A 26,117-nucleotide genomic window follows, 5' to 3' on the forward strand; every position below is an offset into this window, starting at 1 on the left:
ATTTCCCAGTATACGCCTATTCAGTTCCACTTCCTATATCAGATATTGACGTTATAATAAGAGAAGTCGTCATAAATTTACATAGACCTATAGGAGGCGCAGGATCATGGACTTTATTTTAGATCGTATCGAAAATAAAATTGAGTTTTTCCAGGCTTATGATTTAAAAACACTTGAAAAGAAAATCAATGATCAAGTCGACAACAACAAGGCGCTAATGCTCGATGTTTTTGCCATCCAGCACAACATCGTATTCGACCCGAATGCAGGGAAAATGCTGTATAGCGCTGTTGTTCATTTCAAAGTGAAATAGCATGACGATGAAGCGCATCATTACAGAATCGGGTGGCCACTTATATTTCGTTCCCGAACTGCCCCTTTATGTAAATCGTGTTCATGAATCCTTCGACATGCAACAGCACACCCATGATTTCATTGAAATCAGCTATGTGGCAGAAGGCAGAGGTTCCCATTATATAGAAAATGTCAGTATGAATGTTACGAAAGGCGACCTCTTCTTCCTGCCTGTTGGCATATCCCATGTTTTTCGTCCCGCATCTACGAATCAGAATAAGCCACTCATCGTGTATAACTGTATTTTCACACAGGCATGGATGAACCAATTGCTTCAGCATGCAGCGATAATGGGCGAGCAAGAAATTCCACTTTTTTTTCAAAAAGCAACCGATCCTCATGGCGGTGTAGAATTCCTCTCATTTCATGAACAAAATGGTGAATTTCAACCGTTGTTTGAACGATTACATTTCGAGTATAAAGCTCGACGAGCTGGTTTTATTACTGTTATGCAATCGTGTGTTGAGCAGCTGTTCGTCTACATGCATCGAGCGAAGTTCGATCCGGATTCTTCGGTTCCTCACAACAGCATGAAAAGCATCGAAAATTTGCTGACTTATATTCGAATGAATTGCAGCGATCCAATCACGTTAGTTGAGGCGGCTGCAAAGCTTTCATTGAGTGAACGCCAGCTCCAACGACAATTGAAAAAGCTCACAGGCATGAGCTACACAACCTATGTGCAGCATGCTCGATTGGAAGCGTGTTGTCAGTATTTACGCGAGTCCTCCGATAAAATCAGCGATATTGCTGCACTTGTTGGATATCAAGATATGAAATTCTTCAATCAGCTTTTCAAAAAAATGATCGGTGTCACTCCAAGACAATATCGCCAGCAGCAAGCTGAGCGCAAAAAACCACTCACATCAATTGAATGAGAGTGGTTTTTTAATTTGTTAAAGATCCATCATGAATTGGAACGTCAAATCATTGAAACCTGGTAATCCTTCATGTCCGAAATCCGGGAAGATTTCTAGCTTTTTGTTTGCAGTGATTTTATTATAAGCAGCAAATTGGGTAGACGGCGGGCATACCGTGTCCATGAGACCTACGGCCATCATCACATCACCTTGAATACGATTTGCTAGGTTTTGAATATCAATGTAACCCAATTTCGTGAAATATTCTTCCTCACGTTTGTGCTGCGGGTCATGACGGCGGAAGAAGTCCTTCAACTCTTGGTAGGCATCTTTCGCCAAATCCATCTCCCATACGCGCTTATAGTCACTGAGGAAAGGATAGACGGGTGCTAATTTCTTAATACGCGGCTCAAGTGCTGCACAAGCAATCGTTAAAGCACCGCCTTGCGAACCACCCATTGCTCCTACACGTGCAGGGTCTACTTCAGGCATACTCATCGCAATGCCAGCAAGCTGTGCGGTATCTAAGAAAATATCTCGGAACAGGAGCTGATCTGGGTGATCATCTAATCCACGAACGATGTGTCCTCTTAGCGTCGTTCCTTTGGTTCCGCCAACATCCTCCGAGAATCCACCTTGACCACGGCAATCCATGGAGAAGAAGGAATAGCCAAGCGCTGCGTAAGACAGTTTATCGTTCCAATCCCCTGAATTACCGGAGTAGCCATGGAACTGAACAATAGCTGGATGCGGTTCAGTCACGTTCTTCGGACGAACATATTTCGCGTAAATGCGAGCACCTTTAACACCTGTGAAATACAGATCAAAGCAGTCTGCATATGGTACTTGGAATTCACTTGGGCGAAGCTCGATTTGGGGATCTACCGCCTTCATTTCAGCGATTGCGCGCTCCCAGTACGTATCAAAATCTTCAGGTCTTGGATTTCGTCCTTCGTACGTGTGTAGCTTTTCTAATGGATAATCAACTGCAGGCATGTGTCCATCCTCATTTCTATGATTTTAAGCGATCGTATACGAAGTGAAATCGATGACTTCACCATCAATACGTTTACTGATTTCCTTCGTTGGATCGCCGCTTAACAACAACGTTTGATTGGACAGGGAAGTATATGTAATCGTGTTATTTTCACCGTATGTAGGTTGCTTGACTTTCATCATTTCTGCAAAATGGTGAACATCGCGAATGCCGAGTGACTCTGCATTTGCTTGATCAACGCATTCGACGACGACTGCATTTGTTCTACCTCGACTAGTTACAAAACAACGATCCTCCAGAACTTCACGATGATATGGTTGCTGGATGTATACGGCCATTAAAGCGTTACCTACCCGTCCAAAAAGTCCGTTAGGTGACTCAACCCACTCACCTAGCGGCAAGCACCCTTTGATGTAGGTAGGCTGGTCTTCTGGTATGGAATAGGTAGCCATAATAACTTGTTTATGAAAAAGCACTTCTGTGTATTCGCTTTGATGACGTAAATCTCCTTCTGGCTGCTCCAAATCTGGATGGAAAAAATAAGCATGATTCACACCTTGCACGTGATCAAGCGGGAACGCAATGTCCCAGCGATGCTGTTCGTTATCGAACTCGCGAATTCGTTCCCACATACCGCCCATTGCAAAGCTTTTTGTGAGGTATACATAACTATGGAGATGATCATTCTCATGCTGACCTTGACCGATTTGTTTAGGAATTTGTCGTTTAATTTCGACGGGTACGGATGACCGATGCAAGGCAGTTTGAATGGTTTGTGCTGGCGCTTCATACGCAAGGAATCCCGCATATTCGGTTCTTGGCATGTGCGCCGGCAGTTTGAAGTCCCCGTATTGCACATAATCGTGAAGTACATTCGTATCCTTGGGCATGTCATGCGGCCAAATCCGCGCGTGCGGACCTGCCCAAGCGCCACCTAAGTAGAACGTCGCGCGTTCACGCCATAAATAATCCAGCATGCGAGCTAGCTCACTCCGAATTGCTGTATCTTGGATCACCTGCGACGCACAGGTGAAAGCCTGCACCCAATGCCAGAACCATGGGAGACCACCGTATTCTGTCATCCCATTAGCCGTGACTCGTTTGAGTGTCAATTGTAGACTTTCGTAACCATCTTGGACTAAAGCAGCATCTTCATAGCGTTGTCCGAAAATCAGCTTCGCAGCCGTATATTTGGCTTCGTGATGACCATAACTTGTTAGCGGTTTCCGATAAAAGTTACTGTCGTAAATATGGCGAAGCGCCTTATCAAATGCTTCACGAAGCGCTTCACTCAACTGCTCTTGATATCGCTGGGCAAAATAAACCATCAAGCTCCCCATGAGCTCAACTGGCAATGTATTCTTAGACGCCTCTTGAGGCGTTGGTCTTAAATTAAGTGGCCAGTGACCATAAGTGCTGCTAGCTGGATCTTGATCTTGAATCTCAAGTAGATGAAGGAAAACACCTTCTGCTTTATCCTTCGCCTCTTTACGATCGCCTTCGAAGGTAATCGAGTGATCCACAGCAGCAGCGAATAGATACGATGCGTAATAGAAATTGTCACGCACGTCCCCTTCGAAAAGAAAACCATTACTCAGAACTGGCTGTTTATAAGCTGCATGCGCTATTTTCGCAATAATTTCGTCTTGGCGTTGCTGTATCGTAGTCAATTTGTCATCTCCTATTGAGGAACATATGAAGCTTATTTGTTTTAATATCTAATTCAAAGGCAAATTCTGCAATTGAAACGTTTCACCTCACCAATTTTATATGTTAATAAATGTAGCGTCAATGCGAATTTGCGGGGATCTGGGATTCCATTTTAACGTTATTTTAACGTTAAACATCACCTGCCCATAAAAAAGAACCTCCGCAATCCTGCGGAGGCCCCCAATTCTGTTCTATCGAATCAGCGAATAAATATCCGTGTACGCATAGCCATGAGCCTCAGCGACGGCTTGATACGTGACATGTCCTTGTGTCACATTAATCCCCTTGGCGATGGCCTTGTTATCGAGCGCTGCACGCGCGAAACCTTTGCCTGCAATTTGTAGTCCATAGCTGGTCGTTACATTCGTCAACGCCAATGTAGAGGTACGCGCCACGGCTCCCGGCATATTGGCTACGGCATAATGGATGACCCCATGCTTCACATAGGTTGGCTGATCATGGGTTGTAATGCGGTCGATCGTCTCGATCGATCCGCCCTGATCAATGGCAACGTCGATGATCACACTGCCTGGACTCATCGTTTTTACCATTTCCTCGGTCACTAGACGAGGTGCGCGAGCACCAGGAATTAGTACCGCGCCAACAACGAGATCTGCACGTCGTACTACTTCAGCGATGTTGTAGGGATTGGACATGATCGTTTTCACACGGCCCTGAAATTGATCATCCAAATGACGAAGCCGGTCGGCATTCAAGTCAATGATCGTCACCTCAGCACCGAGCCCGATGGCCATTTTAGCTGCATTCGCGCCAACAATGCCGCCACCGATTACAGCTACTTTCCCTGGTTCAACGCCAGGGACACCACCAAGCAGAATGCCTTTGCCGCCATGAGCTTTCTCTAGAAAATGAGCACCGATCTGCACAGACATACGTCCAGCCACTTCGCTCATCGGCGTTAGGAGCGGCAAGCTCCCGTTATCGAGTTGGATCGTTTCATAAGCGATGGCCGTTACATTTTGACTAACCAGGGCATGCGTTAATTCCGCTTCAGGAGCAAGATGAAGATACGTGTACAAGATCAAACCATCATGAAAGTAACCATATTCTTCAGGCAGCGGTTCTTTCACTTTGACAACCATCTCCGATGACCATACCTCATCTGCGGTTGCAACGATTGTTGCACCAGCCGCCTCATAATCCTCGTCTGTGAAACCAATGCTGTAACCTGCTAACGTTTCGACCCGTATTTCATGTCCTGCCTGTTTGTATGAAAGCACCGAGCTCGGTGTCATGCCAACGCGAAACTCATTATTTTTAATTTCTTTCGGAACGCCAATAATCATGCCCCATCAACCTCTCTTGAGGACCCCTTCATAATAAGGATCGCTCTCTACTTGTCTCCAAGTATAAGAGAGATTGTGGCGCATGCCATTAGACATTTTGTCAAAAAACTACCACTTTTCTTTTCACAATTTCTTCTCTGGATGAAGGAGCTGATAGGCTCTAATTCCCACTTGCAGCGCCAATCTTTTCTCAGGAAGCATATAATCAGCGCCTAGCAGCTCTTCAATTTTGTCCAATCGATAATAGAGAGATTGTCTCACGATAAAAAGCTGCTGCGCAGCGATTTGCTTCGATCCATCATGGTCGAGATACACTTTAAGTGTTCGCAGCAGCTCACTGCCTTTTAGCGTATCGTGATCAATAATCGGACCGAGGTAGGATCGGATGAATGACGCCAGAACCCCTTTGTCCGCGATATGAAATAATAGCTCAAAAACGCCTAACTCATCATAAAACATAACGTTCTTCTGCTGCAGCGTAACGGTTAATGACAATGCTTGAAGCGCTTCCTGATAGCTGCGATGCGCCTTCAAGAAGCTTTGAATAGGCTGTCCAATACCGATCTTCAACCGAGTCCCCGCGTGATCCTTCATCCCTTGAAGCGACTCAAGCACATGCTGCAAACGCTCCTTCGCTGGCTTCTTAGGAGCCTTATCGAATGCAAGAACAACAAGTCTGTTATGTTTTAACGTAATGATGGGATGAAATAGCTGCCCCTCAAAAATCGATCTAGCCGCAAGCGACAAATGAAGACCCGCAGATTCGATCCCCTCCTCTTCCGCAGTCATACCATCTTCTTGCTCCTGCTCAAATTCGATCAAGAGAACCTGATACGTTAGCGCATTCAGACGTTTAAATTCACCACCGATCAGATCTTTGATCTGCTCCTCCTGATAAATACGCATATGAAGCAGATCATCTACCCACAGTGTTTGGGAATACAATTTCCGTTCTTCCATGTACCGTTTCCGCAACAAATCCTGTGCAATAGACAGAGAGGCTGAGTCTAGAATTAAATAGTCATATTCCTGCGGCTTACGATCAAGCACGAGCATAATGTGGGCCCAGGTTTTGCCCATAGCCCCAACAGGCTGAACGATAACGGATTGCCCCTCTATGTCTTCAAAATACAACCCTGCTCCTGTTTCGTCATACCCGCTTTCTGTACTTCTGCTTGCAAGGAAAGCCAGCCATTGCGCTGACTCCCGTTTGCCAAGCGGCGGAGTGAATTTCGGCCCAGCATCGATTGGCACATAAATAACTTGACCTTTGGTGCTGCTTTGCATTAAAGCGAGTACATGCGTGACACCTTGGGAAGACAACGTCATGCGATGAAATTCACGTGATATTTTCTCCAAATCCTGAAGTGCTTTATGATGCTGATTAATAATATGAGCATGGATATCCTGCGTGATGTCAATAAATCGAACCGCTTCTGGGAAAATAATGAGCGGGAAATCGTGAGCCTCGGCCGCATCCATCCATTCTTGGGGAACTGAACTAATATAGTGTCCCATCTCGATACAAAGACAGGTTACATTTCTGTGGATTAGCTGCTCTAGATAGGTCATGAACGATTTCGTATCGTTCTTAAATGCGGCACCTGTCGTTAGGATCATCTCGCCACCTTGCAGCAATTGTTCAAACTGAATCACCTCGATAATGTGAACCCAGCGTACCAATCGTCCTAAGCCCATTTTGCCAGCCGCGATATAAGCATGTTGAAAGGAGGGGCGTGCTAATATCTCTTCAACGGTTAATTGATAGTTTTGATGCATCTAAACTCACTTCTCTCTACTCGTTCTCGATCTAATCTTCTCTAAAAGTTATCCACAATCTTTGTGATAGAGTATTTGTGGATATAACATGCATACGTTCATTTCGTTTCATTTTCAGTGTACACGAAAATCTAATAAGATTCATATCCCTACGCCAACATCTGATTGCTCCCTTCAAACATGAAAACGCCGCCAGCTCTAAGAACAATGAGCTAGCGGCGTATGAGCTGCGTGTACAATCAACTTTTCCTACTTACAGTGTTATCGAATTTCTGATCCGAAGCACATCTTCATTCGCTTGACAGACCAATTCCGCGAATTCTTCATACGGCTCGTCTGCAAGATCTAGCAGCCCATAATTCCCAATCAAGCCTTGCGGATTCCCATAGTCGTACATGGCGAACCAATGCGTTCCCACAACGAAGGGCAACCTGGCCGCTTCTTCCACAAAGTTCCGATACGTTTCTCCCCTCCGGGACTGATTCCTAACAAGGACATTACGGGCTCCGTTCGTATTGATCAGAAATCCCGCTTCCCTACCCGCACAGAAGCTGAATTCAGTTATCATAAATGGCAAGCCAGTTCTATCGTGAATGTGACTCATCCAACGTTCAGGCAGGTCGAAGCTATAAAAGTTCAACGTGATGACATCTGCATAGTCTTTCATCACATCAAAAACAATCTCTGGTGTACTCGTTCCAACCATCCGGTCACCCAGGTTAAGCCGATTTGGATCATATCGCTTGAGTGCAGCCGATGTCGTTTGGTAATAAACCTCTGCAATCCGACGAAGGAAACCCATTTTATCCGCTTCCAGCGCTTCAGGATGATCCGCTCGGTAAACCGCAATATGCGCCAAATCTTCGAAATCCATATATTCGGCACCCCATGTCTCATTCAAACTCTCAATCGAGCTATGGTGTTTCCTCAACATCTCGATCCAAGCCAACTTGCCGTAACCCCTTGCCGGCTGTTCCAAATAGTCGTCAACTAGGCTCGTATCATTAGCACCGTTGCCGGGGTCATTGTTGCCCCATTTGCCCCCGTGTCCCCACCAATGTATTTCATTATCGGTATAATACCCAATAACACCTGGATCGTTCAATAGGGCCTCACCACGCCCGCTCATAAAGCAATCCAGACATGCACGTTCCACAGAAGCATAGAATTTGGGGTCGAAAACATCAGGGAAGCCTGTCCCCCAATCCGTATTCACCTTCGGCGCAAATCTGGACATGCGGATTTCAACTGTTTTCGGTGTGCCGTTTCCCCAATAGAAGGGTTCGTGCCAAGCGCCTAATGTGTTGAAGCCGAATTGTTCAACCTGGCTTAGCTTTTCCGCAGCCCATTTGGGAAACCATTCACGATTCCCGCCATATTTGTGTACCAGATCCGTTTTCAGCCAATGTGCCTGATCCACGATCTGATTATGCACGCCATTTACACCAACGGAATAAAAGGGTGTGTTCTGCGGCGAAATAAAAGCCCAATTCCTATTAGATTGCTCAACTTTATAGTATTGACTCATGCTACTCCTCCTAAGAGCTAATGAATAAGAACGCTTTATTCTCAGTTTAGGGGAATCGATTCTCCGTCACAATGAGGGCATGGCACGATATAGATCGGAATAGTCGGAAACTGAATCTGACTTACCGCTCCATTCGTTTTTTGAATTCAGCGGGAGTTAAGCCAAACTGTTCTTTAAATACCTGAGAAAAGTGAACACTGTTGTCGTATCCTACATCGTGTGCAATCTCATAAATTCGCTTATCGGTGCCTAGCAGCAATTCTCTCGCTTTCCCCATCCGTATTTGAATCAAATAGTTCCAAACCGTCGTTCCGGTTTCCTGTTTGAATAAATGGGCAAAATGATTCCTGCTTATCGCAACCTGATCCGCAATTTCCTGCAGATTCAGCTTATCTGCGTAATGGTCGTTTATGAATGCTTTTACCTCTTCTATCGCCCTGCGGGACGGTTGGTCCTTAACGGCTTGTGTGACTGCAAAAATCCGTTGTGCCCCTTCCTCCAGACGGCGAACCGCACACAAGCGGAAATAGCTGCGAACTTTATCCTGCAGAATCGTCTTTTCCCAAAGGCCCAAATCTTTGCCCTCTTGCAGCTCAATCTTGACCTTTTCTTTCTTCAGCTCTTCCACAATCATTTCCAACCATGCCATGGAAAGAGGATTTAACAAATAGAATCGGTCTCCTGCCAGACTCTCCAACATATCCAAGGTATCCACGACTAAGAGCGGAAGCATCTCGAGTTGAACGGTCTGGATCTGCAGTACCCATCGCTGCAGCATGTCCTGATGATGAGGAATCGATCGCATGAACAGCATGGCAGCTTCCGCTCGCCGCTGCGAGGCCACTTCACCGATTGCTCGGGCAAGAGCTCCATTCAGCTGCTCCTGGTCCACAGGCTTGATAATATAATCGATGGCTCCGAGTTGCATGCTTGTTTTGGCAAATTCAAATTCGTCATAGCTCGAAACAACCACAGAAATCATCCACGGATATCTCTCGTTGACCTTCGCAATCAGATCCAGCCCGCCCATCAGCGGCATTTTGACATCCGTCACGCAGATATCCGCGTAATGTTCCTCCAACCATTCCAGAGCCTTCACACCGTTGGCTGCCAGGCCAGAAACAACTGTTTCCTCGCTGAATTGCTCGATTTTGCTTGTTAAACTCGACCGAATAAGGTGCTCGTCATCTGCGATAAGTACACGGAACATTTCGGCTATCGCTCCTTTTGGCTGTTCAATCTATAGGGAATTCTTACGGTAACCTTAACACCTCCAAGACGGCTTCCTTTACTTATTTCGACACCTACACCATTCATCTGGTAAAAGGCTTGCAAACGGAAATGAACGTTTAAGAGACCGACATTCGTGAGCGAGGCGTATTCTTCTTGCGATGGCGTCACCAGAAGCAGTCGAGTACGGAAAGCTTCCAGCCGCTCTTCGTCGTAGTTTTTTCCATTATCTTCAAAAACAATAGAGACGAAGTCACCGTCCCGCTGCGCAGATACCTCCAAACGTGTCAGCTCACCTGTGGTTTCAATGCCGTGCTTGATGGCATTTTCCGCAATAGGCTGTAGAATGACTTTTAAACAAAGCACCTCACGGCAGTCCTCCGGTATGTGAATCTGGTAGCTGACTTCCTCTCCAAAACGGATTCGGCTTATATTCATATAGTGATTGACATGAGCAATCTCATCTTCCAGCTTCACAAGCATATCCTGGTAGTTGGATGTGTATCTGAGCATGCGGGATAACGAAATGGAGGTCTTCTCGATGTCAGTATGTCCAGCTAAATGAGCCATGGAATTAATAGACTCTAGTGAATTATATAAAAAATGAGAGCGAATCTGGGACTGCATCGCAGAGAATACGGCTCGTTGCTGCATCACCTGTGTCTCCGTCAACTGTAGGATCGAGTCTTCGAGCTCATTCAACATTCTGTTAAAGGAATGGCTTAAATCCGATACTTCGTCCGAACCTTCAATATGAATGCGATCACTGAAATTCCCATACTGAGCCCGCTTCATATGGGACCTGAGCTTGGACAAACGACTTGTAATCGAAGTGGCTACCAAAGTGACAAGAATGATCGCAAGAAGGATACCCGTCGATGCGATCCCGATCGTTACGTTGCGAACCCTGTTGATACTGGACGTGATATCTTGATTAGATAGAATCGCGACCGTTTTCCAACCGGTGTAAGGGATCGTATCGAATACAAGCAGCTGTTGCGTTTCTTTTCGAAGATACGTACCGCTTTGCGCAGTCAATTGTTCGGTAATATCGGGTTCCAGAACGCTGCCCACTTGCGATTGATTCTGGTGAACCAAGATGGTTCCATCTGGTTTGGCAATAAGTCCTATACCTTTATCTCCAAGCTCCATCTGGTTGAGAATGGTTTGCACCGGCTCCAGTGAGATATCCATCTTCAGGAACCCTTTGGCATCAGGCTCGCCAAATTGGCCAGCCATCGACAAGATAAGTACTTGCTCCGGATTACTGTTATAATTCACATATGCGGTACTTTGAACGACACGATGATGAACCTTCTCGAGCCGACCAACTTCACTCAGCCATGGCTCGTTTGCCATCGAATAATCCTTGGATAGCCCTGAAGTGAGCGCGTAATTAAACTCACCGCCTTTATCCGATAACATGGATATGGACATGATCTCAGGCTGGCGCACAAGAAAAGACCGCAAGTAATTACGCTCCAAAGAATGAAAACCGGAAATGAGCTCGAAGCGATCCGTTGGATCAACTTTGAGCCACTCTGTGAACTCATTGCTTGTGCCAAGAACCAGGAGTCCACGCTCATATTCCATGTACTGTCGGTTCAGATTGAGATTGGCTTGACGCAAGATCTGCTCGCTGAAATGAGAAACGTCCTGCCGAATGGTTCGAGACGTATCGTAATAGCTGAAAAACCCGATCATCGACACCATTGACACAATGATAACGATGAGCAGGCTAACCAGCTTCCATTTTAAGGATGCATGTATTTTCTTCCACACTTCTGCATCTACACCCCCATACAAGCAAAATAAACGACTGCTCCGTCCTTCAAGGACGGGAGCGTTTATAGAGAAAAATAGCCAAATTATGATGTAAAACTTATAAATTCATATATTTTGAAGAAGAACAACCCTCTTCCGGGAAACCCGGTCGAGGGTTGCTTTCCAAACCCAATGACCTATTTTTTCCTATTTTTATTGTACCAGTCTGTACGCTCCTTGACCATCTGATCGCCGCCTTGCTTGCGCCAGGTTTTAACGAATTCATCAAAGTGTTCAACAGGTGCTTTGCCAAGTACAATTTTGCTGCCTTCTTCAAGGAACATCGTATCAATGTTGTACGTGTTTTTGGCAGCCGGCATACCTACAGCCTCATTCTTGAAGCCTTCTTTATCGCCAACAGCCCATGCAGCCTTCAACTTGGCGAAAGCAGCAGGATTGCTTAGTTTGGCTTCCTCTACCGCAGGATTCGTACCATGAATCTTGAAGATCACGTTAAATGCTTTATTTTTCTCCATCTTCGCTGTATCAACTACGATCTTGCCGTTTTCCTTTTTATACGAATCTCCTTCTTGCCCCAAATCGGTGAACATCTGGCCATCTTCACTCATCAGCCAATCAAAATATTTGATAACGGCTTCCGGATTTTTGGTACTCTTCATGATAATGTACGTTTTGGCTACTGGGCTCCAGCGGGTTCCGAGAGGGCCATCATAACCTGTACCTCGTGGAGTAGGAATGGCTACGACATTCGGTTTATCGTTCGGAATCGTTTTGTCTAAATCAGCTTGCCATTGCCATGCCAGTTGTTGCGTGTGCGACCACATGCCGACCAAACCGGATTTGATTTTCTGTTCCCAAACCGTTCTGGAATTGGTCAGAAATTCCGAATCCATTACTTTTTCGTCCACCATCGATTTGATAAATCCAAGCGATTGCTTCATATTGGGATGAATATTCTGGATGATCACTTCGTTGTTGTAAAAGACTTCCGTGTAGGAGTTGTTGACGCCCCACATGCCGAAGATATTGTCGCCCCAAGTGAATTTCTCCCGCATGGAGAATGGGATTTCATCCTTCTTGCCGTTTCCGTTCGGATCTTTATCCCGGAATGCCTTCAGAACAGTCATCAGCTCATCGGAAGTTTTGGGAGCTTGCAGTCCTAGCTTATCCAACCAGTCTTGACGCACGTAAAGCGTTGAATTCGAATTACTGGAAGGCTGCGGAATGGCCAGAATTTTCCCGTTTACAGATACAGCATCCCATGCAGCTTGGGGAATATTCTTTTTCAAGTTTGGACCAAATTTATCGATCAGATCGTTCAGTTCGAGAACCTTGCCTGCGGCAATCAGGTCAGCTTCAGGGCCTGACCAGGATTGATAGACATCTGGGAAATCACCGGATGCAAATTTCAGCTTAAGCTGGTCTTCATACTGCGAATGGGGTAGGGATACCAAGTCCACGTCCGTGTTCGTCTTCTTCTCCATGAAGACAATGTTGGGATCATTCGCATCCAATGGAGGAAGTGACTGATCGGAAGCAAACATCCGGATTTTAACTGGTGCCGCTGGTGTTGCGGTAGGTGCTTGCGTTGCCTCTACAGTTTTGGTTGCTTCAGGCGTACTGACCGTATTGTCTTCCCCGTTTCCGCAACCTGAAGCTATTAGCGAGAAAGCGGACAATATAAATGCTGTTTGCATAAACCCTTTTCTCATATAAACCTTCCTCTCAGAACTTGTTTATGAATCAAAGCGTGTTACTCTTTGATCGAACCGATGAGTGCGCCCTTAATAAAGTGCTTCTGGATGAAAGGGTAAACCAAAAGAATTGGAACTGTCGCGACTAGAATCGTTGCCATCTGCAGACCTTGCGGTGAAAGGACGACGTTGGATTCAACAAGGGAAGCCATTTCCTCGTTCATGTTAAACTGTGCAATCAAATTGTAAAGATACAGCTGCAACGGTCTCTGTTTGAAATCATTGATGTACAGCAGAGCGGCAAAGTAATTATTCCAATGACTGACGGCATAAAAGAGAATCAAAGTCACCATGATTGGCGTTGATAAAGGAACTGCAATTCGCCACAAAATGGAGAACTCCTTCATACCATCTACACGGGCAGCCTCGAACAGTTCCTCTGGCAGCGACCGAAAGAAGGTCAGACATATGAACATATTGAAGGCCGAAATCGCACCAGGAATAATTAACGCCCATACCGTGTTCAGCAAGTGAAGATTTTTTACAATCAAGTACGTGGGAATCATTGGCGCTTGGAAGATCATCGTGAAGACAATCAGCAGCAGAATGATATTTTTCCCTTTAAGTCCCTGCTTAGCGAGCGGATATGCGGTTACGACTGTCATGAACATGTTGACCGCCGTTCCGACAACGACGATGAATAGGGTGATGCCAAATGATCTCCAAAACACTTTATTTTCCATCACAACTTGATAATTCGTAACATTTAGACCTTTGGGCCAAAAAGTAACTTCCCCCCGGATTAGCGCCTCCGGCGAACTAAGCGAGCTTGCAATGATATTGAGGAAGGGCAGCATAACAGCAGCGCACGCAATTAGCAGTACGATGTAGTTAAACGCATCGAAGACTTTTTCTCCGAATGTGAGACGATAGCGCATTGCTTGTTCCCCCTCTCTTAGAATAGACGCTCGCCAGTCGTACTGCGGCTGATCCGGTTAGCAGCAATCAATAGTGCGAACCCGACAATTGACTTAAACAATCCAATCGCGGTAGTCATGCTGTATTCACCTTTGAGAATGCCTTCCCGATAAGCGTACGTATCGATAATGTCCCCAACCTCATATGTAATTGGACTCAGGAAGACATAGATTTGCTCGACGCCCAGATCGAGGGTATGCCCGATTTTCAATAGCAGAAGCAGCATGATCGCCGGCATCATACCGGGAAGCGTTACATGCAAGAGCTGCCTCCAGCGACTTGCTCCATCGATTCGAGCTGCTTCGTACAACGAAGGATTGATTCCCGCAATTGCCGCTAAGAAAACAATTGCGCTCCAACCCGCTTCTTTCCACATGCCGGAGCTGACAACAATCGTACGAAACCAACTCGGCTCTTGCAGGAAAAAGATCGGCTCGTAACCAAATGCCTTTACCATATGATTAATAAGTCCGATCTGGGGGGACAGCAGCATGTAACCGAAGCCCGCAATGATGATCCACGATAGAAAATGAGGCAAATAAACGATGGTCTGTATAGTTCGGCGCATCGCCATGCTTCTGATCTCATTCAATAGAATGGCAAGTATGATCGGAGCAGGAAAAGCAAAGATCAGTTGATAAAAGCTAATGGCCAACGTGTTCCATAACAACCGTCGGAAATGTACAAACTCGAAAAACTGCTGAAACCATTTGAAGCCTACCCAATCGCTTTGCAAGAAGCCGCCATACAAGTTGTACTCTTGAAACGCTATAATGCTTCCTAATAAAGGAACATACTTGAATACTAAAAAGTATAAAATTCCTGGTGCCAACATCGCATAAAACGGCCAAAAACGCCTCATATAACGAAATGTTGGGATTCCGGCAAGTCGCGTGTGCTTGTTCTGAAGCGCCGCATCCTTCGCACTTGTCGGTGCAGTACTCATGAAGTTCGCCTCCCTCTTTACTGAGATGTATCTTGGTCTCTTCTTACTTAAATTGTAAGTGAAGCGTTTACACCAAACAATAAGGGGATCAACCGAAAAGCATAGGAATCGTCTTGGGTTGTCGAACGATTATCTATTATTCTTATTAGGTTGTTTCGTCTTCATCCAGACGGTACACTTGTAAATTCGCATATTCAGCGATCAAAGGAGCCATCTGACGTAAACCGATCTTGCCGCTGCCCAGAACGTGACCAAATTCTGTGCCATCGTCCTCCCACTCCAATATAGGCAGTTCGTTTATTGCAAAACGGACCTTCGCTCCCTGCTTCCGAAGTACCATATGATAGGGCGATATACAATCCTCCACATTAGGAATCGGATCCGCGCCTTGAGCTACTAAATGAAAACCATAGCTTTTGCGCAAATTGCATGTATGAAAGCCTCTTTCATCTGGGTACCTACGCCGGAAATAAGAAATATGCAACGTGTTGATGTCTCCGTGCGTGTAATGTGCATATTGACCAGACCGTTCGTTCAAATTGGTCGCGAACAAATCTTCCCCGTACTTTCCAGCTGCAGCAAAAAACATCATACTCAGACCAGGCTCCTTAATTGGCCAAAAATCCCACTCCACCTGAATGTCTCCAGGAAATTCTTCAGGGCACCAGAACACATAATTGGCCATTTGTTCCAAGCTTTCGTCGAGCGCGTTCTCCATCCGCAGCCTGCCGTTAGGAAATGTGATTTTGGCCTTGCCTTCCAACTTGAAGTCCTGAATATCCTCAATCGATGCCAGCTTATTTTCGTAGATTAGCGTCCGCTTTTCTTGAGACATTGTCTCTATTCCCCCTACCTGACTTTTTCTTTCTAAAATTTAGAAGTTCCTTTATCTCTATTCTATCGCCAGCGCCTGTACCCAACAAGGAGGAGATCATCCGAAATGCATAGGGTTAACAGGATTCTCACACCAATCAAGCCGTCCTGCTTACGCAGAACGGCTTGATTATACATAGGGATAACCTATCCCGATTCACTATGGCAGAAGACCCGTTCCCTGATAAGGCGATGTCGCATCCAGCCTGAAATCCTCCTTCATCGGTGTCAGAAGACTCCATGTAGCAGGATTTGTAGCCGGATTCTTGCCCGTGTGGGTCCCTGCTTCCACATTTTTGTACAGATTACCTGTTGGGAAATCATACACATAATCTCCGTAATTGAAATAAATCGGGACAGCGTATAAATCCGAATAGTCATCCCATCTTTCTACTAGGCTCCAATCAAAGGTAGAAGAGAACGGCGCCACATCCTTGAATTTAATCGGAGCTAAGCTTGCATTAGTCGTATTACCCGTTGCGGTAATATTGCCTAATGTCCCGTTATTTCCAGCTATGCTGTCAATGAAAACTTGCCCGCCATCTCGTGTATTGTTCGTGAAGACCATCGGATTGTGCGTATTGTCCGAAACATAGAACATTTTGTTCGAATTCACATGTCCACCAGGAATTTCATCATAGTGGAAATTGATTTGCCGAATCACATTATTTTCAAACCTGAATTTCGATGCATAATTGGAAGGCGTATCATGGATATAGGCAAATATATCCCTACTATGGGAGAAGTAATTGTCATGCATCACAACTTCATCTGTAGGATCTGGTGTCTCCCCTGGAGCTGCAGAAAATCTTAATGTAAATAAGGTGCTGGCGGTGCCGATAAATACGTTGTTATAGATCTCAGCACTGCCCGTTCTTTGACCATACTGGAAGGTACCGTCCTGCCATTGCTGGAACGGATCTTTCCAATCAAGAGCGTTCATGACGACAACGTTATTATAAACCTTGACGCCATCTCCCATATTGGTCAATTGTATACCTTCCGTACCGGACCTTAAGACTCGATTATTAAAGATTTCCAGATTGGTGAAGATATGCTGTTTGCTGATATCACTGCTGGTATTTCCGATGTACATCCCTTCCGATTCCGAATCGTGGATGTACATATCATGGATTTTTACGCCATCCATGGTCGCCGTCGGAACACCGTCCGTTTTAATCAATAGACCAGCGAATCCGGCATGGGCAACCTCTATATGCGTAAGCTCGAAGTTTGTGGCGTTCTTGCTTACACTGATGCCATTGGAATCGTTGCGGCCCACTTCAATTCCATATTTGCCTGCGGAAGTCAAGTAATTTCCATTCTGATGCCCTTGGAAATTGACATGACCTGTTTTAAGCACACTGTCATATTTGCCTGTTAAAATCCAATGTTTACCGCCTTCGATGGACAACGTATACGAATAGGTGCCGCTGACTTTTACCTGACCGCCATAGTTTGTAATAATCAGAGGATTACTGGCCGTCCTTTGCGGTAGATTCCCAAGTTTAATGTATTGATAATTCCCGGCAGGGATGTAGAGCCGTTCAAGTGTCAGCCAATTGACATTTGGGAAAGAGGCTTGCAAGTCAATGTAGTAGATGGTAGTAGCCCCTTGAACGGGCAATATCAATTGGCTGTATTGTGAGATGGCCAGATCGAATGTGCCAAATATACCGGATCCATCCTGCGCAGTTGCCTTTACCGTTACGTTCCCATCTGATACCGCTGTCAGCAAGCCGCTTGAAGTAATCGTAGCGCTTCCGGTTCCGTTCACAACCGACCAAGTGATGTTGGCATTCGTTGCATCGAAAGGCTGCACAACAGCCGACATCTGCAGTGTACTGCCCGTTAATAGGCTGGTGGCTCCCCCCGCTCCTGTTAAGGTTATTCCACTTACAGCACGATAGGGTGAGTCTTGAATCCCGTTGCCATTCTCGTCAATCCAGCCAACGAACGCATATTCACTGGCCCTATTCGTCATCGCAAGAGGACTGCGTGCTAACAAATACCTGGCCTTCGGCACCACAGGGTTGCTGGTGACATCTTTGTCCTTCACCCATGCTGTCGTTGCTCCGGTTGACAGATTTTGCGCACTGTTGAAGTTGATTCGCGTTTCCGTGAAACCACTGTTATTCACCATGTCAATGTCATCATCCCACCAAAGTGACGCATAAGGTGTCTGATTTCCTGAACTAGACGCTCTGTATTGGGTCCATGTTGACGTTAATCTCACCTTGCTCCAATCCGCTCCAAAGTCCATATAGCCCACCCTGTCGGCATAGGCTGGCGCATCATCCGCTGTTACGCCTCCCGTCGGTTGACCTGTTAGAGAATCGAGACTTGGCTGACCATCAAAAGCGTTGTCCAGAGGATAAAACTGGCTTCCACTCGCCTGTCCGGCCACAGTAGGCGTAATGATTTTATAGGACTCCTCAACGAGATATCCCACGATTGCATATTCGCTCGCTCGGTTTGTCATGTTGATTGGAGAGCGAAGCATCAAATACCGTCCCGATGGCGAAACCGGGCTGAGGCTTACGTCATTGTCCTGTATCCAAGGTGTTGTAGTGCCTGTGTTGGGGAGATCCTGTACACTGTTGAAGTTAAGATGAGTTTCCGTTAATCCACTGTCATTGGTCATGTCGATATCGTTGTCCCACCACAGCTCAGTATAGGGGGTCATATCACCGACACTTGATGCCCTATACTTCGTCCAGGTAGATGTGATTCGTACATTTGCCCAATTCGGGCCGAGATCCACATATCCGACCCGGCTCGTGGAATAGGCTGGCGCATTGTTCGGTCCTGCACCGCCGACTGGCACCCCGGCACCATCGAGCGCAGCATCCGTACTGTCAAAAGCATTCTCTAACGGAAAGAATGTACTTCCCGTCGCCGCTCCGGCAGCGGAAGGTTGAATCAACTGCAACGCTCCATTTGCCATTGCAGTGCTTCCCGTGAGCCAAAACGCTAGCAACATCAGGTTGACAATCAACGTACTCGTGAGCATTTTTTTCATCACTACTTACCTCCTCATAGAAATCTATACATAACCGCATTAGCGGACTATGTCAAACGATTCGAGTCTGGTTTTCATGCAGGTGATGAGCGAAGACGAATACACGGGACGGTTCAGTTACCTATGGTATTTTGAAGAAACGCCAAATCCGCGAGAATGACGTCTGCGAACGCTGCGTTAATATGTTTGCCTTTTTGCGAGCTTACTGCATTAGTCATGGATTGGATGCTGTTTTCGAATTTCTTAGCATTGCCTTGATCTCGCTGAATATTTTTCACGTGAGACATCAAGCTGTTGCGGATACCGTCATTGCTAATCCATTCGTTAACACTTCCGTATTCCAGCAATTCCTCCAGATGATTCGCATCCATTCGAATGACAAGCTCTAATTCCACTACAGTTTGGTTACCAGCCCTATCTAAAGCCGTAACAACGATTGGGTACGTGCCGACCCCCAACTCGTAAGCGTTTAAAGCGATCGTGGTCCCCACTGGCTCCCCATTGAAAATCACTTTAAGCGAGTGTAAGCCACTTCCTCCGTTATCGTTAGCCTTAATGTCTACAGCAACTGATTCGGTCTGCAAGAACGACAGCTGCTCCAATGATTCGATGACTGGCGGCGTGGAATCTTGCGTCTCCGTACCTCCTTCTAACAGACCTATGCCCTGATACGGAGAGGCTGGGTCGAGTCTGAAGTCTTCCTTCATCCGCGTCAAGAGCCTCCAGGTAGATGGATTCGTCGTAGGATTTTTGCCCGTGTGGGTTCCCGGCTCAATGCTTTCGTACAATTCACCGGTTGGGAAATAATAAACATAATCGCCATAATTGAAATAGATCGGCTCTTTATACAAATCCGAGTAATCGTCCCATCTCTCCACCTTACTCCAGTCAAAATCGACAGGGAACGTCACGTCTCTGAAAAGAATTGGTGCCGCATCAGCTAACGTGCTATTGTCTGTTGCCGATATGTTGCTTGTAGTCCCGTTATTTCCTCCAATTGCATCAATGAATACTTGCTCGCCATCAAGAGTATTGTTACGGAAAATCATCGAATTGTGTGTATTGTCTTGAACATAAAGCAGTTTGTTCGCATTTACTTGTTCGCTAGGTAACTCATCATATTGGTAATTGAATTGCTGGACGATATTGTTCTCGAACCGGAATTTCGACGCGTAGTTGGAAGGCGTATTATGAACATAGGCAAGGATATCTCGTCCATAGGAGAAGTAATTGTTGCGGAACACGACTTCATCAGTCGGATCAAGTAGCTCTCCGGGTGCTGCCGATAATCTTAGCGTGAAAAGGTTGCTGGCACCTCCTATAAACACATTGTCAGAGATTTCTGCGCTTCCAATGCGTTGACTATACTGGAAGACCCCGTCCTGCCAGAGCTGGAATGGATCTTTCCAATCCAGAGAGCTCATCACGACTACATTGTTATGAACTTTGATGCCATCCCCCATATTGGATAACTGAATGCCTTCCGTTCCTGACCGTAGGACCCTGTTGTTATAGATCTCCAGATTGGTAAAAATATGCTGCTTGCTGAGATCGCTGCTGGTATTGCCGATATACATCCCTTCAGACTCCGCATCATGGATGTACATATCATGGATTTTGACACCGTCCATCGTTGCTGTCGGTACACCATCCGTCTTAATTAACAGTCCAGCAAAACCGGCATGAGCAACTTCCATATACGAAAGTTCGAAGTTTGTAGCACCGTTGCCTACACCAATCCCATTGGACGTATTTCGGCCGACTTCTATACCGTATTTGCCAGCGGAATCGGCATAATTGCCGTCCTTATGTCCCTGATAGTGGACATCTCCGGTTTTTAATTCTTCGTTATATTCCCCAGTCAAAATCCAGTTTGCACCGCCTTCGATGGACAAGGTATAGGCGTGTGTACCGCTAACCGCTACTTTACCGCCATAGTTGGTAATAATCAGAGGATTATCGGCGCTACGTTTGGGGAGGTTGCCCAATTTGATATATTGATAGTCCCCCGAGGGTATGTACAAACGCTCAAGTGTTTGCCAATTCACATTTTTGAAAGAGGCTTGCAGGTCCTTGTAATAGATGTTGGTATTTCCTTGATCAGGCAAGATCAACTGGCTGTACTTGGAAATGACGATCTCTTTAATTCCTGTCACGCCTGATCCATCTAGTGCCGTTGCCTTTACCGTCACCGTACCTTCCGATCCTGCAGTAAGAAGTCCATTCGCGTCAATGGTTGCACTTCCGGTTCCATTCTGGACGGACCACACATAGGATTTGTCGGTTGCGGTAAAAGGCTGTACGACAGCCGACATCTGCAGTACAGCGTTCGTCAACATGCTAGTTGCCCCGCCTGTACCCGATACGGTAATTCCGGTTACAGCGCGGAATGGCGCCTCCTGAACTCCGTTGCCGTTGGCATCGATCCAACCAATCATTGCGTATTCACTAGCTCTATTGGTCATCGTAGCAGGACCACGGAGTAGCAAATATCTAGCCTTTGGCGAAACAGGGTTATCGCTGACATCACTGTCCATGAACCATGGTGTCGTGGAGCCCGTTGAAAGACCTTTTGCGCTATTGAAGTTGAGGCGGTTTTCCTTGTAAACGCTGTCAATTACCGTGTTGATATCATTATCCCACCAGAGTTCCGCGTAGGGGGACTGATCGCCCGAGCTGGACGCTCTGTATTTGGTCCATGTCGACGTAATCCTAACCTTGCTCCAATCTGCTCCGAAGTCCAAGTAACCAACCCTGCCTCCGTTATAAGCGGGGGCATCCGCAGTTCCTACGCCCCCAATAGGAAGGCCGGAATTCTCATCTAGATCCGGTTGACCGTCAAAGGCTCTATCCAGCGGAAAAAATTGACTTCCTGCTGCTGCACCTGCCGAGACCGGCCGAACAATTTGCAGTCCTTCTGTCCCCGTAAGGCTTTGTAGCGGTTCGCTTTCCATGGCTTGGATACCTGTAGGTACCATCGATAAACTCAACATCATGCACATCCATAAACAGCTAAGCCTCCTCATACTTACCTCCTTATCGTGATACAAGTTATACATAACCGCGTTAGCGTGTCATGCCATACAGAACAGGGAGATTACTAATACGAGTGGGGATAACTCATTCCAGCTCATTCCCCCAAAGCTTGCCCGAGCCTTTGGACTTTCTCCACGCATCCCGCCAGCGGTGAACGTCGCTCGCCGTGATTACTGGCATATTTTGACGCAATGATCTCTGCGGAATCGCTGGAAAAGCTTTATGCGGCTCACTTTGGTACCAATAGGCAACACTGGCGATGTCTAATGTCAGCACGTTAGCATGCCCATGCTCAATGCTGGAGCGGAGTGACTTGCGGAAATGAATGGAATCCTCTAACAAAAAACGGTAACAATGCGTACGCCCCATAAAACCTAGCTTATCCGGTATTCGCGCGTATCCGAAGTAAGGATGGGTATACAACTCGTTCGGGCACCAAGAGGAATTGAAGAAATCCTCCGTGCCTGTGCCATGCAACGATCCCGGCCATGGTTCACCATCTACCATAAACATGTCGTCGCCTTCTCCATACCACATCGGTCCTGGACTATCGACATAGTAATTAACGCCGACAAAATGTCCACGTCCCTCAATTTCTGCAAACAAATAATTGCCTTCATCCGTTTGATTTTTCGGCGGTTCACCCATAAGTCCCCACTCGTTCTCTTGCTCACCTGACGGTTCGGTTATTTCCCGATTCCACCAGGCGTGAAACCGTCCTGCATCATCTGGTATAGAAGCATGCTCCTCATAATCAATGTAATAATAAAAAGAGGGGACCTCGAACTCCGAGTCGTTCTCGAGTGTGATTTTCGCACCTTGGGAGAACGGCATCGGGAAGTAACAATTCAGTCCCCTTCCTCCTGCTGGAGCCGCAGCCATCGGAAGGGAGGCAAATAAATAATGCTCGCCCCAGCCCTGTCCGAAGAAATCGCCGATTGGACTTTGTACGCTTGGCTCCGATTCGCCGTCCCAGTACATGCGCAAAATTAGGTTGCGATTGTACATGGGATCCTTCGCATTGATCGTTATCCAAATATGTTTGATAATCCCCGCATTGTGCAGCTCAGCAAGAACTGCCGTGTCTCCAGGCTTAATTTTAATATAATCGTCATTTCCTCCCGATCGGTCGTAGCTCGAAACCCGAAGTGTTCGGCAATTCTGAAATCGATACAATCCATCCAATAAGCCCATTAAGATCTCTCCTCGGTTTAGTGGTCGTAGGGAAGTTGGCCTTCGCTTCATAATTCTTATTGTATGGTTCGCCTATACATCAAACAATGAGGCAATCCCCCGATTTGCATAGACATCGAACGGTACTTACTCATTCAATGAGAAAAAGCACGTACCCATCCCATCGGGATGTGTACGTGCTTTGAAATGACTAGTCTACTCCTATAATGCTTTATCTATTGCAACCGTCTGACTCGACCAAACTTGCTGTGAGGTCCACGGTACATCCGCACCTTGCCAGAACGTATCATTCGCTGCCAAGCCAAGCGGTAAAAATACTGCAGAGCATAAGTATAAGCTTCCTGTTGAGATGTACGGCTCGCCAAGCTCTGGCTGATGTCCGCAAAGTCCAATCCGCAACCAACCGCCTTCATCGAAGGTGTTTGGTGCTTCAATCAATCTGCGGATGACAGCTGTTAAAGCTCCGCGTACTTGAGCCGGTTGGACGCCAACAGGCAACTCTCGCCGCTGTGCTGTCTGCGCCAGCGATTGGAAAGCTCCGAAGCGATAAGCTAACGAACGCCCAATCGCTGGGAATGTACCTTCTGGAGAAATCATACGCTCCTGAACGGCTGCATACCGCTGCGCACGCTTCAGGACATTCTCACGCATTTTTCCCCAATCGTCATAATACGTATGCACATGCTCAATGATATCCACCATCATCGGCTGAATAACGAAGCTGTTGTAGTAATCCGCATGATAATCCACGCCATCACCATACAAGCCATCACCTAGATACCACTGTTCATGTTGTTTTAACGCAAAATCAACACGCATATGATCCCAGTCTTCGCCCATAACACCAAGCGCGGTTTCCGTCATCGCTGCGAAAAGCAGCCAGTTATTGAAGCCTGGCTTGCGCGTCCGTGAAGTTTTCATCGCGGCAGCGAGATTCTTTTGAACGCGAGAGTCCAAGCTATGCCATAGCGTATTCGGTGCACGCAAAATGGCATGCGCCAAGAATGCGGTATCTACGATTGGCTGCATTCCCTGAGCGAAGTTCAAGAAATCCGGAGATTCCGGATCCGTTGCCGCATCCATTGCTTCTCGTACGAGATTACCGTACGCCTGACGAAGCTGTTCCTCCTCGGCATCTAACGCTGGTGTCTCTAACCAAGGTGCCATCCCGACGAGCGTACGACCGAACGCTTCGAGATGCGTGAACGCGCGTTGCTCTTCTTTTTTACATTCAACTGGCATTGTGGCTCGAAGTTGTCTACTTGCTAGCGCCCTAAGGACAGGCTCAGCGATGCGAAGCATCGTCTGAACCCAATAAGCGCGATCTGTTGCCACGACCGATTGTGAATTACTCATACCAATACCCCTTGAATCCTTTTTCTAGACGAAGCAAGGCCTCTAAATAATAGTAGTCTCCCCAAATGACATAATCATCCGGTGCAGCTCCGCCGCGAACACTATACGAACCGCGCTCAAGGAATCCTTGCGCATCTGGTTTGCCAATCGTAGCGTATGATTTCACTAGTCCAGCCATCGAACGTTGCACGCCATTTTCCAAATACGCACGATCCGGATCATCTGCTGCCAAATGCTCAAGAATCTCTAACGCCCCTGCAGAAGCAATCGCAGAAGCAGAACTATCCCGCTTCGTTTCGGCATTTACTGGTGCATTGAAATCCCAATATACAACGTCATCTTCTGGCAAACGCTCGAAGAAATAACGCGCTAAGCGTTTGGCTGTCTCTAAATAGAGCGGATTTTTCGTGTAGTGGTACGAAAGCGCAAACCCGTAAATCCCCCACGCTTGTCCTCTTGTCCAAGTCGATCCATCTTGATAACCTTGATGCGTTCCACCACGCAGCGGTTCGCCTGTTTCTTGATCGAAGTAGAAAGTGTGGTAAGAGGAATCATCACCGCGCACCAAGTAGCGGCGTGATAAATCCGCATGGATGATCGCTACTTCTTTATATTTCGTATCTCCGGTCTGTTCATATGCCCAGTAAAGCAACGGAAGGTTTAACAGGCAATCGATAATGATCCGTCCGCCATTATGCGCGTCACCCTCAGGTCCCCAAGCTTGAATGTACTGGCCTTTTGGTCTCCAACGCTTCATCAATACATCAGCAGCTTGCAAGGTAAGCTGTTTCGCATTCTCATCTTTCTCAAGAATCCACTGCGCCTTCGAAGAAAGGGAATATAGGAAGCCAATATCATGATGATCTAATCCAACATGATTCTCAAGTCTTTGTTTAAAGCTCGCTACCGTTTTCTGTGCAGCCTCTTGGAATACTTTGTCACCGCTATACTGGTAGCTCAGCCACAATATCCCTGACCAGAAACCATCCGTCCAATCGGTATTCGGATTCAAATGATAAATATCGTTCTCACTGACATGAGGGAACTGATCCCCGAAACGCTCAATATTCACTTTCGTCTTCTGCAAAGCATCCTCAATAGCTTGTTTCCACATGTTAGAATCACTCCGTATCCCTTGTTATAGGTTGCTCAGTACCTGCTTCAACTTCACGAGCGTGTTAAACGTTTAACACTCATATTTAGATTAAATTGAAACGTTTAACCTGTCAAGTAAAATTAACGGCTTTGACGTCCTTTTGGACAAGAAAGTTGATCCAAAAATAGTGCTGTTGGTTGAAGTGAATCCGTGAGAAGCATTATTTTTAAAAATAGGCTTAACCCACTAAAAAAAAATAGAACCAACGTCAATTTTCTTACGTAATACTATTCATGCATGACATTCTTTCAGGGTTAGGGAGGTTTCTTGCTTATGACAATGACATTAGCTTTTCACCAAAACACTTCAATA

General features: G+C 46.3%; 18 protein-coding genes. 2 read left to right on the top strand and 16 right to left on the bottom strand.

Annotation, left to right across the window (positions count from 1 at the left end):
- Nucleotides 1-106: 106 nt before the first annotated feature.
- A complete protein-coding gene (locus L6I86_RS09105; RefSeq protein WP_236286450.1) occupies nt 107-313 on the top strand; it encodes a YrzA family protein in 207 nt (68 codons plus the stop codon).
- 1 nt (nt 314) lies between these two features.
- Entirely contained in the window at nt 315-1,232 is a 918-nt protein-coding gene (locus L6I86_RS09110; protein ID WP_236286452.1) for an AraC family transcriptional regulator, read from the top strand.
- 18 nt (nt 1,233-1,250) lie between these two features.
- Here the strand turns inward: L6I86_RS09110 and L6I86_RS09115 are convergent, their stop codons facing one another.
- From L6I86_RS09115 to L6I86_RS09190, 16 genes are all read right to left on the bottom strand, one after another.
- Nucleotides 1,251-2,210, bottom strand: a complete 960-nt coding sequence (locus tag L6I86_RS09115; RefSeq protein ID WP_236286454.1) for an acetylxylan esterase — start codon at nt 2,208-2,210, stop codon at nt 1,251-1,253.
- Between the two features lie 24 nt (nt 2,211-2,234).
- On the bottom strand, nt 2,235-3,881 hold the full coding sequence (locus L6I86_RS09120) for a M48 family metallopeptidase (RefSeq protein ID WP_236286456.1): 1,647 nt from the start codon (nt 3,879-3,881) through the stop codon (nt 2,235-2,237).
- Between the two features lie 231 nt (nt 3,882-4,112).
- On the bottom strand, nt 4,113-5,228 hold the full coding sequence (ald, locus tag L6I86_RS09125) for an alanine dehydrogenase (protein WP_236286458.1): 1,116 nt from the start codon (nt 5,226-5,228) through the stop codon (nt 4,113-4,115).
- A 123-nt stretch (nt 5,229-5,351) separates the two neighbouring features.
- Nucleotides 5,352-7,007 carry a PucR family transcriptional regulator gene (locus tag L6I86_RS09130; protein ID WP_236286460.1) on the bottom strand — a complete coding sequence of 552 codons (1,656 nt, stop codon included), beginning with the start codon at nt 7,005-7,007 and terminating at the stop codon, nt 5,352-5,354.
- A 253-nt stretch (nt 7,008-7,260) separates the two neighbouring features.
- Nucleotides 7,261-8,535 (bottom strand): hypothetical protein, encoded by a 1,275-nt coding sequence (locus L6I86_RS09135; RefSeq protein WP_236286462.1) that lies wholly within the window; start codon nt 8,533-8,535, stop codon nt 7,261-7,263.
- A gap of 121 nt (nt 8,536-8,656) precedes the next feature.
- Entirely contained in the window at nt 8,657-9,745 is a 1,089-nt protein-coding gene (locus tag L6I86_RS09140) for a helix-turn-helix domain-containing protein (protein WP_236286464.1), read from the bottom strand.
- A gap of 5 nt (nt 9,746-9,750) precedes the next feature.
- On the bottom strand, nt 9,751-11,547 hold the full coding sequence (locus L6I86_RS09145; protein WP_236286467.1) for a cache domain-containing sensor histidine kinase: 1,797 nt from the start codon (nt 11,545-11,547) through the stop codon (nt 9,751-9,753).
- Between the two features lie 179 nt (nt 11,548-11,726).
- Nucleotides 11,727-13,262 carry an extracellular solute-binding protein gene (locus tag L6I86_RS09150; RefSeq protein WP_236286469.1) on the bottom strand — a complete coding sequence of 512 codons (1,536 nt, stop codon included), beginning with the start codon at nt 13,260-13,262 and terminating at the stop codon, nt 11,727-11,729.
- Between the two features lie 41 nt (nt 13,263-13,303).
- Nucleotides 13,304-14,182 carry a carbohydrate ABC transporter permease gene (locus L6I86_RS09155; RefSeq protein WP_236286471.1) on the bottom strand — a complete coding sequence of 293 codons (879 nt, stop codon included), beginning with the start codon at nt 14,180-14,182 and terminating at the stop codon, nt 13,304-13,306.
- A 17-nt stretch (nt 14,183-14,199) separates the two neighbouring features.
- A complete protein-coding gene (locus L6I86_RS09160) occupies nt 14,200-15,168 on the bottom strand; it encodes an ABC transporter permease (RefSeq protein WP_236286473.1) in 969 nt (322 codons plus the stop codon).
- Between the two features lie 145 nt (nt 15,169-15,313).
- Entirely contained in the window at nt 15,314-16,003 is a 690-nt protein-coding gene (locus L6I86_RS09165; protein WP_236286475.1) for a DUF1961 family protein, read from the bottom strand.
- 198 nt (nt 16,004-16,201) lie between these two features.
- A complete protein-coding gene (locus L6I86_RS09170) occupies nt 16,202-19,063 on the bottom strand; it encodes an Ig-like domain-containing protein (RefSeq protein ID WP_236286477.1) in 2,862 nt (953 codons plus the stop codon).
- 113 nt (nt 19,064-19,176) lie between these two features.
- Nucleotides 19,177-22,059 carry an Ig-like domain-containing protein gene (locus L6I86_RS09175; RefSeq protein ID WP_236286478.1) on the bottom strand — a complete coding sequence of 961 codons (2,883 nt, stop codon included), beginning with the start codon at nt 22,057-22,059 and terminating at the stop codon, nt 19,177-19,179.
- Nucleotides 22,060-22,183: 124 nt separating this feature from the next.
- A complete protein-coding gene (locus L6I86_RS09180; protein WP_236286480.1) occupies nt 22,184-23,293 on the bottom strand; it encodes a glycoside hydrolase family 172 protein in 1,110 nt (369 codons plus the stop codon).
- 201 nt (nt 23,294-23,494) lie between these two features.
- Nucleotides 23,495-24,649, bottom strand: a complete 1,155-nt coding sequence (locus tag L6I86_RS09185; protein WP_236286482.1) for a DUF2264 domain-containing protein — start codon at nt 24,647-24,649, stop codon at nt 23,495-23,497.
- Nucleotides 24,642-25,763 carry a glycoside hydrolase family 88 protein gene (locus L6I86_RS09190; RefSeq protein WP_236286484.1) on the bottom strand — a complete coding sequence of 374 codons (1,122 nt, stop codon included), beginning with the start codon at nt 25,761-25,763 and terminating at the stop codon, nt 24,642-24,644. Before L6I86_RS09190 ends, L6I86_RS09185 begins: the two co-directional genes overlap by 8 nt.
- Between the last annotated feature and the right edge of the window lie 354 nt (nt 25,764-26,117).

The sequence above is a fragment of the Paenibacillus allorhizoplanae genome (assembly GCF_927798215.1).
In the GTDB taxonomy this organism is placed as follows: domain Bacteria; phylum Bacillota; class Bacilli; order Paenibacillales; family NBRC-103111; genus Paenibacillus_E; species Paenibacillus_E allorhizoplanae.